The following is a 16,229-nucleotide window of genomic DNA, read 5'->3' as shown; positions in this document are numbered from 1 at the left end:
TGCTTGACGAAGGTCGTGCAGGTGAGAACTGTGGTGTTTTATTACGTGGTACTAAGCGTGATGAAGTTGAACGTGGTCAAGTACTTGCTAAGCCAGGTACAATCACTCCTCACACTACATTCGAATCAGAAGTATACGTGTTAAGCAAAGAAGAAGGCGGACGTCACACTCCATTCTTCAAAGGCTACCGTCCACAGTTCTACTTCCGTACAACTGACGTAACTGGTACTATCGAGCTTCCAGAAGGCGTTGAAATGGTAATGCCAGGTGACAACATCAAGATGGTTGTTACTCTAATCTACCCAATCGCGATGGACGACGGTTTACGTTTCGCTATCCGTGAAGGTGGCCGTACAGTTGGTGCTGGTGTTGTAGCTAAAATCGTTGCTTAATAGCGAAGTTAGTTAACACATTAAAAAGGAAGCTTCGGCTTCCTTTTTTTGTTTTATAGATTTTTTTTAAGTTTTGCCTATGTTCTCTGGTGTCGACCTTGCGAACTGACTAGAATAAGAATACAATCTATGGCCGATTTTTGACCCTGAGCTGATGCTTTTCGTGGCTAAACTCGGAAGTACTATTTGATAGTGGTACATATTTATCAAATTTAAGCTCAGGTCTTAGTGAGTAACGGAACCAACCGATGACGACAAATACTGAAAACCAGAATAATTCTCTGGATATTGTTAAGTGGGGCATTGCAGTTATATTGATTGCCGCCGCTGTTATTGGCAACCAAGCATTTGGCGAAGCCAGTGTTGTGGTACGCGCATTAGGCGTAATTGTTGCCTTTGTTATTGCAGGCTTTATTGCACTGCAAACTGTGAAAGGTAAAGAAGCTTTATCTTTTGCTCGTGAAGCTCACATTGAAGTACGTAAAGTGGTTTGGCCAACTCGTCAAGAAGCGCTAAACACAACATTCATTGTTCTTGCTGCAACAGCTGTCGTAGCCGTAATCCTTTGGGGTTTCGACTGGGTACTATTGCGTGTTGTTAACCTCATTACTGGCGTATAGGCATTTACATGACTGAAGCAACAGAAGCTAAAAAAAGATGGTATGTGATTCAAGCATTCTCAGGCTATGAAGGCCGTGTATGTAAAACACTACTTGAGCATATCAAAATGCACAACATGGAAGACTACTTTGCTGAGGTACTTGTACCAACTGAAGAAGTTGTTGAAATGCGTGCAGGTCAGCGTCGTAAAAGCGAACGTAAATTCTTTCCAGGCTATGTATTAGTCCAAATGGAAATGAATGATGAAAGCTGGCACTTAGTGAAAAGCATTCCACGTGTAATGGGTTTCATTGGCGGAACATCTGATCGTCCGGCACCTATTTCTGATAAAGAAGCGAATGCCATTCTTCAGCGTCTACAAGATACTGTTGAGTCACCGACTCATCGCGTTATGTTTGAGCCTGGTGAAGTTGTTCGTGTTAACGATGGTCCATTTGCTGACTTTAATGGCACTATCGAAGAAGTTGATTACGATAAAAACCGCGTTAAGGTTTCAGTAATGATCTTCGGTCGCTCTACTCCTGTGGAACTAGACTTCCAACAAGTTGAAAAGAGCTGATTAAATTAAATACAAATAGTATTTGTTTGCGGGTGCGGATTTTAGTATAATCCGCACCCGTTGTTTTCAAGGGGAGCTCATCGGCATGTAGCTGGTAGCGTTTGAACCCAAATTGAGGAAATGTCGACATGGCAAAGAAAATTGAAGCTTATATTAAGCTACAAGTAGCAGCCGGTGCTGCAAACCCGTCTCCACCAGTTGGTCCTGCTCTAGGTCAAAAAGGTGTGAACATCATGGAATTCTGTAAAGCATTCAACGCTCGTACTGAAAAGTTCGACAAAGGTATGCCGATTCCTGTTGTTATCACTGTATACAACGATCGTTCTTTCACGTTCGAAACTAAGACTCCTCCAGCATCTTTCTTATTATTGAAAGCGGCAGGTCTTAAGTCTGGTTCTGGCCGTCCAAATACCGAGAAAGTTGGTACTATCAAGCGCAGCGCAGTTCAGGAAATTGCTGAAACTAAAGCGGCTGATATGACTGGTGCTGATGTTGAAGCGATGATGCGTTCAATTGAAGGTACTGCACGTTCAATGGGTTTGGTAGTAGAGGACTAATATAATGGCAAAGCTAACTAAGCGCATGCGCGTAATCCGCGAGAAAATCGACGGAACTAAAAGCTACGATATCAATGAAGCTGTTGCTTTATTAAAAGAATTAGCAACTGCTAAATTCGTAGAAAGTGTTGACGTTGCTGTTAACCTAGGTATCGATCCTCGTAAATCAGACCAAAACGTTCGTGGCGCTACAGTATTACCACATGGTACTGGCCGTGAAGTTCGTGTTGCTGTGTTCACACAGGGCGCAAACGCTGAAGCAGCTAAAGAAGCTGGTGCAGAGTTAGTTGGTATGGAAGATCTAGCTGAGCAAGTTAAAGCTGGTGAAATGAACTTTGACGTTGTTATCGCATCTCCAGATGCAATGCGCGTTGTTGGTATGTTAGGTCAAATCTTAGGCCCACGTGGTTTAATGCCTAACCCTAAAACTGGTACTGTAACGCCAAACGTTGCTGATGCAGTTAAAAATGCCAAAGCTGGTCAAGTTCGTTACCGTAACGACAAGAATGGTATTATCCACACTACTATCGGTAAAGTGGATTTTGAACCTGCTCAAATTAAAGAAAACTTAGAAGCGTTAGTCGCAGCACTGAAAAAGGCTAAGCCTGCAGTTGCTAAAGGCGTTTACGTGAAAAAAGTCAGCATCTCTACCACTATGGGTGCAGGTGTTGTGGTTGACCAAGCTACTTTGGAAGACCTTAAGTAATATACAAAGGATGCGGATTAGTATATAATCCGCGCACTTTGTGGGTTGAGGTCTGCTTTTCAACATTGTTGAGAGCAGATTTCCGTCCAAGACCGTAGGTGTTTTCATAAGATAACTTAATTTCCTACGTAGACGGTGTCAGACCCCCCAGATAGATTTTGTTCTGCTGGAAATCTGCACCGTAAGTCGTTAAACACATAAGTGTTTAATATGGTAAATACTAGGGACATCCCTAGGTAGAATCCAGGAGTAAAGCCAATGGCATTAAGACTCGAAGACAAAAAAGCGATTGTTGCTGAAGTCAGCGAAGCCGCCAAAGGTGCTTTATCTGCAGTTGTTGCCGATTCACGCGGTGTAACTGTAGGTGATATGACCGGTCTGCGTAAAGCAGCACGTGAAGCTGGTGTTTATGTACGTGTTGTACGTAATACATTAGTTAAACGCGCTGTTGCTGGTACTGATTTTGAGTGCCTAAGCGACACGTTTACTGGTCCTACTTTGATTGCCTTTTCTAATGAGCACCCAGGTGCTGCAGCGCGTCTTCTTAAAGATTTCGCAGCTGAACAAGAAAAGTTTGAAATCAAAGCAGCAGCCTTTGAAGGGGAAGTTATCCCTGCAGCAGATATTGATCGTTTAGCGAAACTACCAACATACGAAGAAGCACTAGCTCAGTTAATGATGACTATGAAAGAAGCATCTGCTGGCAAGTTCGTTCGTACATTGGCCGCTCTTCGCGATCAAAAAGAAGCAGCTTAATATTTCATTAGCCGCTTAAATTAATTGAATTCAGTACAATAGGAATTTTTTGTTATGTCTATCACTAAAGACCAAATCTTAGAAGCTTTCGCAGAAATGTCTGTAATGGAAGTTGTTGAACTAATCGAAGCAATGGAAGAAAAATTCGGCGTTTCTGCTGCAGCTGCTGCTGTTGCTGTTGGCGGCGACGCTGGCGCTTCTGCTGCTGAGCAAACCGAATTTGACGTTGTTATGACTTCATTCGGTGGCAACAAAGTTGCTGTTATTAAAGCACTTCGTGGCGCTACAGGTCTTGGCCTGAAAGAAGCTAAAGCTATGGCTGAATCTGCACCAGTTGCAGTTAAAGAAGCTATCACTAAAGAAGAAGCAGAAGCACTTAAAGCTGATCTAGAAGCTGCTGGCGCTGAAGTAGAAGTTAAGTAAGTTATACTCTAACTTACCACCTCCCGAGTAATCGGGCGGAGGCTGGCGGTTTTTTAACCGTCGGCCTTTTTTGCGCTATATGCGCAGGCGATTTTTTATTCACCGTTTATCGCCAGTTTTAGCAGTTCCTAGCAGAGATTACTGGTTAGGTTCTTGCCATTAACGGTGATGGGCAAACGTGCTGATTTAATCTTAGAATTATTTCAGTCTTGGTCACATCTCGTAAGTAGAGGAAACCCATGGTTTACTCCTATTCTGAAAAGAAGCGTATTCGTAAAGACTTTGGAAAACGTCCAAAAGTTTTGGATATTCCGTATTTGTTGTCTATTCAATTAGACTCTTTTAAGAAATTCACCGATCAAGATCCTACGGGTGAACGTGGCTTTGAAGCTGCTTTCCGTAGCGTTTTTCCCATCAAGAGCTTTTCTGGCAACTCTGAACTGCAATATGTCAGTTACAAGCTAGGTGAGCCAGTTTTTGATGTGAAAGAGTGTCAGATCCGCGGTGTTACATATTCTGCACCACTACGCGTTAAATTGCGTATGGTTCTTTATGACCGTGAAGCTGCACCAGGCACAGTCAAAGATATTAAAGAACAAGAAGTCTACATGGGTGATATCCCATTGATGACTGAGAACGGTACCTTTGTAATTAATGGTACTGAGCGTGTAATTGTTTCTCAATTACATCGTTCTCCGGGTGTTTTCTTTGATCATGACCGTGGTAAAACCCACTCATCTGGTAAGGTGCTTTATAACGCACGTATTATTCCTTACCGTGGTTCATGGCTTGACTTTGAATTCGATCCAAAAGATTCATTATTTGTACGTATTGACCGTCGTCGTAAATTACCTGCGACTATCATCTTACGTGCGCTTGAATTTTCTACTCAAGAAATCTTGGATTTATTCTTTGAACGTATTGAGTTCAAAATTAAGCAAGATTCACTTGTTATGGCACTTGTGCCAGATCGTCTACGTGGCGAAACTGCAAGTTACGACATCAAAGATTCTGAAGGTAAGCTTTTAGTTGAAGCTGGCCGTCGTATTACTGCACGTCACATTAAGCAGCTTGAAAAAACCAACACTACTGAGCTTGAAGTACCAGTAGATTACATCGTTGGTAAGTTCGCTGCACAAGACTACATTGATGAAGATACTGGTGAAGTATTAGTTAGCGCAAATGCTGAAATCACCCTTGAAGACCTAGCTAAGCTTTCTTTAGCAGGTATTAAAGAAGTTGATACATTATTTATCAACGATCTTGATCATGGTGCATATATCTCAGACACATTACGTATTGATTCTACAACTAACCGCCTTGAAGCATTAGTTGAAATCTATCGTATGATGCGTCCTGGTGAGCCACCAACCAAAGATGCTGCTGAAAGCTTATTCCAGAACTTGTTCTTCAGTGAAGAGCGTTATGACCTATCTAAAGTAGGTCGTATGAAGTTCAACCGTCGTCTTGAGATTTCTGAAGATGAAGGTGCTGGCGTACTGTCTAAAGAAGACATCGTACACGTTATGAAGAAAATCATCGAAATCCGTAATGGTTACGATGAAGTCGACGATATTGACCACTTAGGTAACCGTCGTATTCGTAGCGTTGGTGAGATGGCTGAAAACCAATTCCGTGTTGGTCTAGTTCGTGTTGAGCGTGCTGTTCGTGAACGTCTATCTCTAGGCGATCTGAATGAGCTTATGCCACAAGATCTAATCAATGCTAAGCCTATTTCTGCGGCAGTGAAAGAATTCTTTGGTTCTTCACAGTTGTCACAGTTCATGGATCAAAACAACCCGTTGTCAGAAGTAACGCATAAGCGTCGTATTTCTGCTCTTGGTCCTGGTGGTTTAACACGTGAACGTGCTGGTTTCGAAGTACGTGACGTACATCCAACTCACTACGGTCGTTTATGTCCGATTGAAACGCCAGAGGGACCAAACATTGGTCTAATTAACTCTTTAGCAAGTTTCGCTCGTACTAACTCTTATGGCTTCCTAGAAACACCTTACCGTAAGGTGGTTGATTGTGTGGTTACTGATGAAGTTGAATACTTATCAGCAATCGAGGAAGGCCGTTATGTGATTGCACAGGCAAACATCGAGATTGATTCTTCAAATCGTATGCTTGAAGAACAAATCGCATGTCGTCATAAAGGTGAATCTACCTTTATGCGTGCTGCTGATATCCAGTATATGGATGTATCACCACAACAGATTATTTCTGTTGCGGCATCACTTATTCCGTTCTTAGAACACGATGATGCTAACCGTGCATTGATGGGTGCAAACATGCAACGTCAAGCCGTTCCTACTTTGCGTGCTGATAAGCCGCTTGTTGGTACAGGTATTGAGCGTACTCTTGCTGTTGACTCAGGTGTTGTTGTCGCTGCGAAGCGTGGCGGTGTTATCGACTATGTTGATGCTAGCCGTATCGTAGTGAAAGTTAACGAAGCAGAATTGACTCCAGGTGAAGCTGGTATCGATATCTACAACTTAACTAAATACACTCGTTCTAACCAAAACACTTGTATTAACCAACGTCCTTGTTGTTCTGTTGGTGATCCAATTGTTCGTGGTGATGTTTTAGCTGATGGTCCGTCTACCGATTTAGGTGACTTGGCCCTAGGTCAAAACATGCGTATCGCATTCATGCCTTGGAACGGTTATAACTTCGAAGATTCGATCTTAATCTCTGAGCGCGTAGCGCAAGAGGATCGTTTCACTACTATTCATATCCAAGAGCTTTCATGTATTGCTCGTGATACGAAATTAGGTAGCGAAGAAATCACTGCTGATATTCCAAACGTAGGCGAATCTGCTCTATCTAAATTAGACGAGTCAGGTATTGTTTACATTGGTGCAGAAGTAAAAGGCGGCGACATTCTAGTTGGTAAAGTGACACCTAAAGGTGAAACTCAACTGACTCCAGAAGAAAAGCTATTGCGTGCAATTTTCGGTGAAAAAGCTTCTGACGTTAAGGACAGTTCATTACGTGTTCCTAACTCAGTTAAAGGGACTATCATCGATGTACAAGTCTTCACTCGTGACGGTATCGAAAAAGATAAACGTGCGCTTGAAATTGAAGAGATGCATGTTGCCCAAGCGCGTAAAGATTTAGGCGAAGAGTTCGAAATCCTTGAAGAAGGTGTTTTGAGCCGTGCACGTAACTTATTACTATCTGCTGGTTTCTCACAAGCTAAGCTTGCTGAATTACCACGTAAAGATGTATTAATTCAAGTTATTGATGATGAAGCTAAGCAAACTGAGCTTGAGCAATTAGCCGAGCAACATGAAGAGCTTAAAGCTGACTTCGATAAGAAGTTCGAAGTTAAACGTCGTAAAATCACCCAAGGTGATGACTTAGCTCCAGGCGTACTAAAGATTGTTAAGGTTTACCTTGCAGTTAAACGTACTATCCAACCTGGTGATAAGATGGCGGGTCGTCACGGTAACAAAGGTGTAATCTCTAAGATTTGTCCTATCGAAGACATGCCATACGATGAAACTGGTGATCCAGTTGATATCGTACTAAACCCATTGGGCGTACCATCGCGTATGAACATTGGTCAGGTATTAGAAGTTCACTTAGGTGCTGCTGCTAAGGGTATCGGTAATCGTATTACTGCTATGCTTGAAGAGCAACGTGAACTTGCTGAACTGCGCGACTACATCCGCCAGGTATATGAATTAGGTGACGAAGTTCTACAGAAAGTCGACATCAACTCATTCACTGACGATGAAGTATTGCGTCTGGCTAAAAACCTTAAAGGTGGTTTACCAGTTGCTACGCCAGCTTTCGATGGTGCTAAAGAAAAAGAGATCAAGCAAATGCTTGAACTTGCAGGCTTACCTGATTCTGGCCAGTTAACATTATGTGACGGCCGTACCGGTAACGAATTTGAGCGTAAAGTAACTGTTGGTTACATGTACATGCTCAAACTGAACCACTTAGTTGATGACAAGATGCACGCCCGTTCTACTGGTTCGTACAGCTTAGTTACACAACAACCATTGGGCGGTAAAGCTCAATTCGGTGGTCAGCGTTTCGGTGAGATGGAAGTATGGGCACTAGAAGCATACGGTGCTGCATATACTCTACAGGAAATGCTAACGGTTAAATCAGATGACGTTAACGGTCGTACTCAGATGTATAAGAACATCGTCGACGGTAACCATCAGATGCACCCAGGCATGCCTGAGTCTTTCAACGTATTGTTGAAGGAAATTCGTTCACTTGGTATTAATATCGAGTTGGATCAAGAGTAAGCATCGCTCTTAAGCAATGTTTGGTAACCAAGGATGCTTTGCTTAGCAAAGCATCTGGTTTAACTCCTTCAGGAGAGAAACGTGAAAGACTTATTAAAGTTTCTTAAACAGCAAAGCAAGACTGAAGAATTTAACGGTATTAAAATTGGTTTGGCTTCGCCAGACCTAATCCGTTCTTGGTCTTTTGGTGAAGTTAAAAAGCCAGAAACCATTAACTACCGTACTTTCAAACCTGAACGTGAAGGTTTGTTCTGTGCGCGTATTTTCGGTCCTGTAAAAGATTACGAATGTTTGTGTGGTAAATACAAACGTTTGAAGCACCGTGGTGTTATTTGTGAGAAGTGTGGCGTTGAAGTTACACAGACTAAAGTACGTCGTGAGCGTATGGGTCATATCGATCTTGCAAGCCCAGTTGCCCATATTTGGTTCTTGAAATCACTTCCGAGTCGTATCGGTTTGATGCTTGATATGACATTACGTGATATTGAACGCGTATTGTACTTTGAATCATTTGTAGTGATCGAGCCTGGCATGACCAGCCTTGAACGCGGTCAAATGCTGACAGAAGAAACATATCTTGATGCATTAGAAGAATACGGTGACGAGTTCGAAGCTAAAATGGGTGCTGAAGCAGTCTTAGACTTGCTACGTGCAATCAATTTAGAAGAACAAATTGATCAAATGCGTGAAGAGTTACCATCAATTAACTCTGAAACCCGTCGTAAGAAGGTCACTAAGCGCCTTAAACTGATGGAAGCATTCTTCACTTCTGGCAACAAGCCTGAGTGGATGATCTTAAAAGTGTTACCAGTTCTGCCACCTGATTTACGTCCTCTAGTTCCACTAGATGGCGGACGTTTTGCAACATCTGATTTGAACGACCTTTACCGTCGTGTAATCAACCGTAACAACCGTCTTAAGCGTCTATTAGATCTAGCTGCACCAGACATTATCGTACGTAACGAAAAGCGTATGTTACAAGAGTCTGTGGATGCACTATTAGATAATGGTCGTCGTGGTCGTGCTATTACCGGTTCTAACAAGCGCCCGCTTAAATCTTTGGCTGATATGATCAAAGGTAAACAAGGTCGTTTCCGTCAGAACTTACTTGGTAAGCGTGTAGATTACTCTGGTCGTTCGGTAATTACCGTAGGTCCAACTTTACGCCTGCATCAGTGTGGTCTTCCTAAGAAGATGGCACTTGAGCTATTCAAACCATTCATCTATGGCAAGTTAGAAGGTCGTGGTCTTGCTACGACGATTAAAGCTGCTAAGAAAATGGTTGAGCGTGAACAGGCTGAAGTATGGGATGTACTAGACGAAGTCATTCGTGAACATCCAGTCATGCTTAACCGTGCACCAACACTTCATAGACTTGGTATTCAAGCATTTGAACCAGTTCTTATTGAAGGTAAAGCAATCCAATTGCATCCATTAGTATGTGCGGCATATAACGCCGACTTCGATGGTGACCAAATGGCTGTGCACGTACCGTTAACGCTTGAAGCTCAATTAGAAGCTCGTTCGTTAATGATGTCGACCAACAACATTCTTTCTCCTGCTAACGGTGAGCCAGTAATCACGCCTTCTCAAGACGTGGTACTAGGTCTTTACTACACCAGTCGTGAATGTGTTAACGGTCGCGGTGAAGGCATGACATTCATGTCTGTTGATGAAGTAGAAAAAGCATATGCAACAGGTGCAGCAGAATTGCATGCACGTGTTAAAGTTCGCTTAACCGAAACATCAATTGACGCGAATGGCGAGAAAGTACAAACACGTAAGATTGTAGATACTACAGTTGGTCGTGCGTTGTTATCGCAAATCTTACCTGAAGGATTACCATTTGATTTGGTAAACCAAAACATGGGTAAGAAGCAAATCTCTAAATTGCTGAACACTTGTTATCGTGCATTAGGCCTAAAAGATACTGTTATCTTTGCTGACCAATTAATGTATACCGGTTTCCGTTACGCAACTATCTCTGGTGCCTCTGTTGGTATCAACGATATGGTTATTCCGGACGAGAAATATACCTTAGTTGAAGAAGCTGAACGTGAAGTGCTTGAAATTCAAGAGCAGTTCCAATCAGGTCTTGTAACAGCGGGTGAGCGCTACAACAAAGTTATCGATATTTGGGCAAGCACCAACGATAAGATCTCTAAAGCGATGATGGACAACTTGAAGAAAGAAGTTGTTATTAATCGTGATGGTGAAGAAGAAGAGCAAGATTCGTTTAACAGCATCTATATGATGGCTGACTCGGGCGCTCGTGGTAGTGCTGCACAGATTCGTCAGCTAGCGGGTATGCGTGGTCTGATGGCTAAGCCAGATGGCTCAATCATCGAAACCCCAATTACTGCGAACTTCCGTGAAGGTTTGAACGTATCACAATACTTCATCTCTACTCACGGTGCGCGTAAAGGTCTTGCCGATACCGCACTGAAAACAGCTAACTCGGGTTATCTAACTCGTCGTCTTGTTGACGTTGCACAAGATTTAGTTGTTATTGAAGATGACTGTGGAACAGAAGAAGGCTTGACCATGAAGCCGTTGATTGAAGGTGGTGATGTTAAAGAACCGCTTCGTGAACGTGTTCTAGGTCGTGTTGTCGCTGTTGATGTATTAGAGCCTGGTACTGAAAAAGTACTTGCGCCACGTAACACATTACTAGACGAGTCATGGTGTGATCTTCTAGAAGAACACAGTGTTGATGAAGTTATTGTTCGTTCAGTAATTTCTTGTGACACAGACTTTGGTGTTTGTGCTGCTTGTTACGGTCGTGATTTAGCTCGTGGTCATATTATTAACCACGGTGAAGCGATTGGTGTTGTTGCTGCTCAATCGATTGGTGAGCCAGGTACACAGCTTACGATGCGTACTTTCCACATTGGTGGTGCTGCATCTCGTGACTCTGCAGAAAACAACGTACAAGTTAAGAATAACGGTACATTGAAACTTCATAACGCGAAATACGTTAAGAGTATCGATGATAAACTGGTTATCGTATCGCGTTCATCTGAAATTGCGGTTATCGATGAGTTAGGTCGTGAGAAAGAGCGCTATCGTGTTCCTTACGGTACCGTATTAGAACAACTTGAAGATTCAGAAGTAACTTCTGGCGCTATCATTGCTAACTGGGATCCACATACGCATCCTATTATCTCTGAAGTTGCTGGTAGTGTTAAATTCGTTGATATGATTGAAGGCGTTACTATGACGCGTCAAACAGACGATTTAACCGGTCTATCTTCTGTTGTTGTTATTGATGCTGGTGCACGTCCTACCGCTGGTAAAGAAATGCGTCCTGCTATCCGTCTAATCGACGCGGCGGGTAACGATCTTATGATCCCTGGTACAGACGTACCAGCGCAATACTTCTTACCGGGCAATGCGATTGTTTCTAAAGACGATAATGCGCAAATTAATGTTGGTGATGCTTTAGCACGTATTCCTCAAGAATCGTCTAAAACTCGCGATATTACCGGTGGTCTGCCACGAGTTGCTGACTTATTCGAAGCGCGTAAGCCTAAAGAACCCGCTATTCTTGCTGAAATCTCAGGTACCATCTCGTTTGGTAAAGAGACTAAAGGTAAGGTTCGTTTAGTTATCAGCCCAGCTGATGGCGGTGATCATTACGAAGAAATGATCCCTAAATGGCGTAACCTTAACGTGTTCGAAGGTGAAAAAGTTGAACGTGGTGAAGTTATCGCTGACGGCCCAGAAGCTGCACACGATATCCTACGTTTACGTGGTATCCATCATGTTGCTAACTATATTGTTGATGAAGTCCAAGACGTTTACCGTCTACAGGGTGTAAAAATCAATGATAAGCACATTGAGGTTATCATTCGCCAAATGCTTCGTAAGTGTCTAATCACTGATGCAGGCGATTCGAACTTCTTAGTCGGTGAACAAGCTGAAGTATCTCGCGTGAAGATTGCTAACCGTGAGCTTGAAGCTCAAGGTAAAGCACCTGCGAAGTTTGAGCGTGAATTACTAGGTATTACCAAAGCTTCTTTGGCTACTGAATCGTTCATCTCAGCGGCATCGTTCCAAGAAACGACTCGTGTACTTACAGAAGCTGCTGTAGGTGGTAAGAGTGACCAATTGCGTGGTCTGAAAGAAAACGTAATCGTTGGTCGTCTAATCCCTGCAGGTACAGGTTATGCATATCACAATGCTCGTAACGAAGCGCGTGCTAATGTTAAAGATGAAGGTGTAGAAGCACCGGTTATCACTGCAAGTGAAGCAGAGAAGAACTTAGCTGACTTACTTAACTTGGCCGGAAGTGCCGACTAAAGTAAACGTTATGTTAAAAAAAGGCGCCTTTGGCGCCTTTTTTATTGGGAATTGCACGAAAAGTTGTCTATTTCTTGACAGTTGGCCAATACCTTTCTAAACTTTCGCGTCCCATCATAGTGGGATATAGATTTTTCACACAAAATTGTTGAGATTATTCAACTGAACGGAGCTATTCATGGCAACTGTAAACCAGTTGGTACGTAAGCCACGCTCGCCAAAAGTCGAAAAGACTAATGTGCCAGCGTTAAATGCGTGTCCACAAAAACGTGGTGTTTGTACTCGTGTGTACACTACAACACCTAAAAAACCTAACTCTGCTCTACGTAAAGTAGCACGTGTTCGCTTAACTAACGGTTTCGAAGTTACTTCGTACATCGGTGGTGAAGGTCACAACTTGCAGGAACATAGTGTAATTCTAATCCGTGGCGGTCGTGTTAAAGACTTACCGGGTGTGCGTTACCACACTATCCGCGGTGCATTAGATTGTGCTGGCGTTAGTGCTCGTCGCCAAGGCCGTTCTAAGTACGGTGCTAAGCGTCCTAAGTCATAACTTGTCCGTTTAAGTAAGGCCAAGCTAGTTAAAAATATTCCAGTTTTGGAAATACCTGAAGCATACGGAGAATTGTTATGCCAAGACGTCGCGTTGTAGGACAACGTAAAATCCTACCAGATCCAAAGTTTAAAAGTGAGTTGCTGGCTAAGTTCATCAACGTCATTATGGTTGACGGTAAAAAGTCAACTGCTGAAAAAATTATCTACAAGGCATTAGATGTTGTCGCTGAAAAGAAAAGCGAAGATCATCTAACTATCCTTGAAGCAGCTCTTGATAATGTTCGCCCTTCAGTCGAGGTTAAATCTCGTCGTGTTGGTGGTTCTACTTATCAAGTACCATGTGAAGTTCGTCCAGTGCGTCGTAACGCACTAGCGATGCGCTGGTTAGTTGAAGCTGCTCGCAAGCGTGGTGAAAAATCTATGGCTCTACGTCTAGCAGGTGAAATGCTAGATGCATCTGAAAACAAAGGTACTGCTGTTAAGAAGCGTGAAGACGTGCATCGCATGGCTGAAGCTAACAAAGCCTTTGCTCATTACCGTTGGTAATTTGATGGAGCGGGCATTAGCCCGCTCCATATTGTTGATATTTTCTAAAGTGATAACTTTAGTTGAGAGGGTATAAATAGTGGCTCGTACAACCCCAATTGAGCGTTACCGTAATATTGGTATTGTTGCTCATGTGGATGCAGGTAAAACTACCACAACAGAACGTGTTCTGTTCTATACCGGTTTGTCTCATAAAATCGGTGAGGTGCATGACGGCGCTGCTACGACAGATTGGATGGTACAGGAGCAGGAACGTGGTATTACTATCACTTCTGCTGCAGTAACCACCTTTTGGCGTGGTATGGAAGCTCAATTCACTGAACATCGTATTAATATCATCGATACCCCTGGTCACGTCGACTTCACTATTGAGGTTGAGCGTTCATTACGTGTACTAGATGGCGCTGTAGTTGTTTTCTGCGGTTCATCAGGCGTAGAGCCTCAATCAGAGACTGTATGGCGTCAAGCCAACAAGTATGAAGTACCTCGTATGGTGTTCGTCAATAAGATGGACCGTGCAGGTGCTGACTTTGATAGTGTTATCGACCAAATCCGTAATCGCTTAGGTGCTACTTGTGTTCCAATTCAATTGAATATTGGCGCAGAAGAGGACTTCAAAGGGGTTATTGATTTAATTAAGATGAAAGCGATTAACTGGTCTGAAGAAGATCAAGGAACCACTTTCACTTATGAAGAAATTCCCGCAGATCTTTTAGCTAAGGCTGAAGAGATGCATGAGTATCTAGTGGAAAGTGCTGCTGAAGCATCTGATGAACTGATGGAAAAGTACCTTGAAGAAGGCACATTACCAGAAGCAGATATTAAGCAAGCATTACGTCAGCGCACAATTAACAACGAAATCGTATTAGCAACTTGTGGTTCTGCATTTAAGAACAAAGGTGTTCAAGCGGTTTTGGATGCGGTTGTTGACTACCTTCCTGCTCCTATCGAAGTGCCTGCTATTAAGGGTGTTGACGAGAACGAAAATGAAGTAGAGCGCCCATCAGACGATAATGCACCATTTGCTGCATTAGCGTTTAAAATTGCGACTGACCCATTTGTTGGAACTTTGACCTTTATCCGTGTATATTCAGGCGTACTAGAGTCGGGTGCAGCGGTTTATAATTCTGTTAAACAGAAACGTGAACGTGTTGGCCGGATTGTACAAATGCATGCAAATGACCGTACTGAGCTTAAAGAAGTTCGTGCAGGTGATATTGCAGCGGCGATTGGTCTAAAAGAAGTGACAACTGGCGATACTCTTTGCGCAAACGATCACAAAGTGATTCTAGAGCGAATGGAGTTTCCAGAACCTGTTATTACCATTGCCGTTGAGCCTCGCTCTAAAGCAGACCAAGATAAAATGGGGATTGCACTACAAAAGCTAGCTGCAGAAGATCCTTCTTTTAGAGTGGAAACTGATGAAGAGTCAGCTCAAACATTGATTTCTGGCATGGGTGAATTACATTTAGATATTATCGTTGACCGTATGCGTCGCGAATTTAATGTCGAGTGTAACGTAGGTAAACCTCAGGTTGCCTATCGTGAAACGATTCGCTCATCAGTAGAAGTTGAAGGTAAGTTCGTACGTCAATCAGGCGGACGTGGTCAATATGGTCACGTATGGCTGAAGATTGAACCGTTAGAAGACGGTGCAGGCTACGAATTTGTCAATGAAATTGTTGGTGGTGCAGTTCCTCGTGAATTCATCCCATCAGTAGACAAAGGTATTCAAGAGCAAATGAAAAACGGTGTCTTAGCCGGTTATCCTATGCTCGATGTGAAAGTGACTTTATTTGATGGTTCATATCATGATGTGGACTCGAATGAAATGGCTTTCAAAATAGCTGGTTCAATGGGCTTTAAAAAGGGTGCGCTTGAAGCAAGCCCTGTGTTACTAGAACCAACAATGAAAGTGGAAATTACCACTCCTGAAAGTAATATGGGCGATGTAGTAGGTGACTTAAACCGACGTCGTGGTGTTATTGATGGAATGGACGATGGCTTGGGTGGTGTCAAAATCATTCATGCAACGGTTCCACTATCAGAAATGTTTGGTTATGCAACTGACTTGCGTAGTGCAACTCAGGGGCGYGCTTCATACTCAATGGAGTTTGCTAAGTACGCTGATGCACCATCAAACATTGCAAATGCGATAATTGAATCACGCACCTAATTTTAGGTGTTTAACTAATGTTATATAGCTCGTAATCGAGCACTTCTGAAAAGAAAGGAATATATCGTGGCTAAAGAAAAATTTGAACGTAGTAAACCACACGTAAACGTGGGTACAATTGGTCACGTTGACCATGGTAAAACTACTCTAACAGCAGCTATCTCAGCAGTATTGACGAAAGCATACGGCGGTGAGACTAAAGATTTCGCACAAATCGATAACGCTCCAGAAGAGCGTGAGCGTGGTATTACAATTAATACTTCTCACATCGAATATGACACGCCTACACGTCACTACGCACACGTAGATTGTCCTGGTCACGCCGATTATGTTAAAAACATGATTACTGGTGCTGCACAAATGGA

12 protein-coding genes and 1 pseudogene are annotated in these 16,229 nt (G+C 42.9%); all 13 read left to right on the top strand.

From position 1 onward, the window contains the following. A pseudogene (tuf, locus tag A9267_RS08905) lies at positions 1 to 392 on the top strand (elongation factor Tu); the annotation flags it as partial. Positions 393 to 640: 248 nt separating this feature from the next. Continuing rightward, entirely contained in the window at positions 641 to 1,012 is a 372-nt protein-coding gene (gene secE / locus A9267_RS08900) for a preprotein translocase subunit SecE (RefSeq protein ID WP_055026517.1), read from the top strand. A gap of 8 nt (positions 1,013 to 1,020) precedes the next feature. Further along, entirely contained in the window at positions 1,021 to 1,572 is a 552-nt protein-coding gene (gene nusG / locus A9267_RS08895) for a transcription termination/antitermination protein NusG (RefSeq protein ID WP_055026516.1), read from the top strand. Between the two features lie 128 nt (positions 1,573 to 1,700). Further along, positions 1,701 to 2,129: a 50S ribosomal protein L11 gene (gene rplK, locus A9267_RS08890; RefSeq protein WP_055026515.1), complete on the top strand. Its 429-nt coding sequence runs from the start codon at positions 1,701 to 1,703 to the stop codon at positions 2,127 to 2,129. 4 nt (positions 2,130 to 2,133) lie between these two features. After that, entirely contained in the window at positions 2,134 to 2,835 is a 702-nt protein-coding gene (gene rplA, locus A9267_RS08885; protein ID WP_055026514.1) for a 50S ribosomal protein L1, read from the top strand. 258 nt (positions 2,836 to 3,093) lie between these two features. Continuing rightward, entirely contained in the window at positions 3,094 to 3,591 is a 498-nt protein-coding gene (rplJ, locus tag A9267_RS08880; protein ID WP_055026513.1) for a 50S ribosomal protein L10, read from the top strand. Positions 3,592 to 3,645: 54 nt separating this feature from the next. Further along, the gene (gene rplL, locus A9267_RS08875) at positions 3,646 to 4,014 is read left to right on the top strand and encodes a 50S ribosomal protein L7/L12 (protein WP_055026512.1); all 369 of its coding nucleotides are present in this window, start codon (positions 3,646 to 3,648) and stop codon (positions 4,012 to 4,014) included. 239 nt (positions 4,015 to 4,253) lie between these two features. After that, positions 4,254 to 8,285, top strand: a complete 4,032-nt coding sequence (rpoB, locus tag A9267_RS08870) for a DNA-directed RNA polymerase subunit beta (RefSeq protein ID WP_055026511.1) — start codon at positions 4,254 to 4,256, stop codon at positions 8,283 to 8,285. Between the two features lie 81 nt (positions 8,286 to 8,366). Beyond that, on the top strand, positions 8,367 to 12,587 hold the full coding sequence (gene rpoC / locus A9267_RS08865) for a DNA-directed RNA polymerase subunit beta' (RefSeq protein ID WP_065108934.1): 4,221 nt from the start codon (positions 8,367 to 8,369) through the stop codon (positions 12,585 to 12,587). 178 nt (positions 12,588 to 12,765) lie between these two features. Continuing rightward, entirely contained in the window at positions 12,766 to 13,140 is a 375-nt protein-coding gene (gene rpsL, locus A9267_RS08860) for a 30S ribosomal protein S12 (protein ID WP_055026549.1), read from the top strand. Between the two features lie 77 nt (positions 13,141 to 13,217). Beyond that, the gene (rpsG, locus tag A9267_RS08855; RefSeq protein ID WP_055026548.1) at positions 13,218 to 13,688 is read left to right on the top strand and encodes a 30S ribosomal protein S7; all 471 of its coding nucleotides are present in this window, start codon (positions 13,218 to 13,220) and stop codon (positions 13,686 to 13,688) included. 79 nt (positions 13,689 to 13,767) lie between these two features. Next, positions 13,768 to 15,864: an elongation factor G gene (gene fusA, locus A9267_RS08850; RefSeq protein WP_065108933.1), complete on the top strand. Its 2,097-nt coding sequence runs from the start codon at positions 13,768 to 13,770 to the stop codon at positions 15,862 to 15,864. Positions 15,865 to 15,930: 66 nt separating this feature from the next. Continuing rightward, positions 15,931 to 16,229: GTP-binding protein (locus A9267_RS08845; RefSeq protein ID WP_231919063.1), on the top strand; the 299-nt coding region annotated here is incomplete at its 3' end.

Source organism: Shewanella sp. UCD-FRSSP16_17 (assembly GCF_001675935.1).
In the GTDB taxonomy this organism is placed as follows: domain Bacteria; phylum Pseudomonadota; class Gammaproteobacteria; order Enterobacterales; family Shewanellaceae; genus Shewanella; species Shewanella japonica.
The sequence above is the reverse complement of the archived record's forward strand: the minus strand, read 5'-3'. Positions and strand labels throughout refer to the sequence as shown.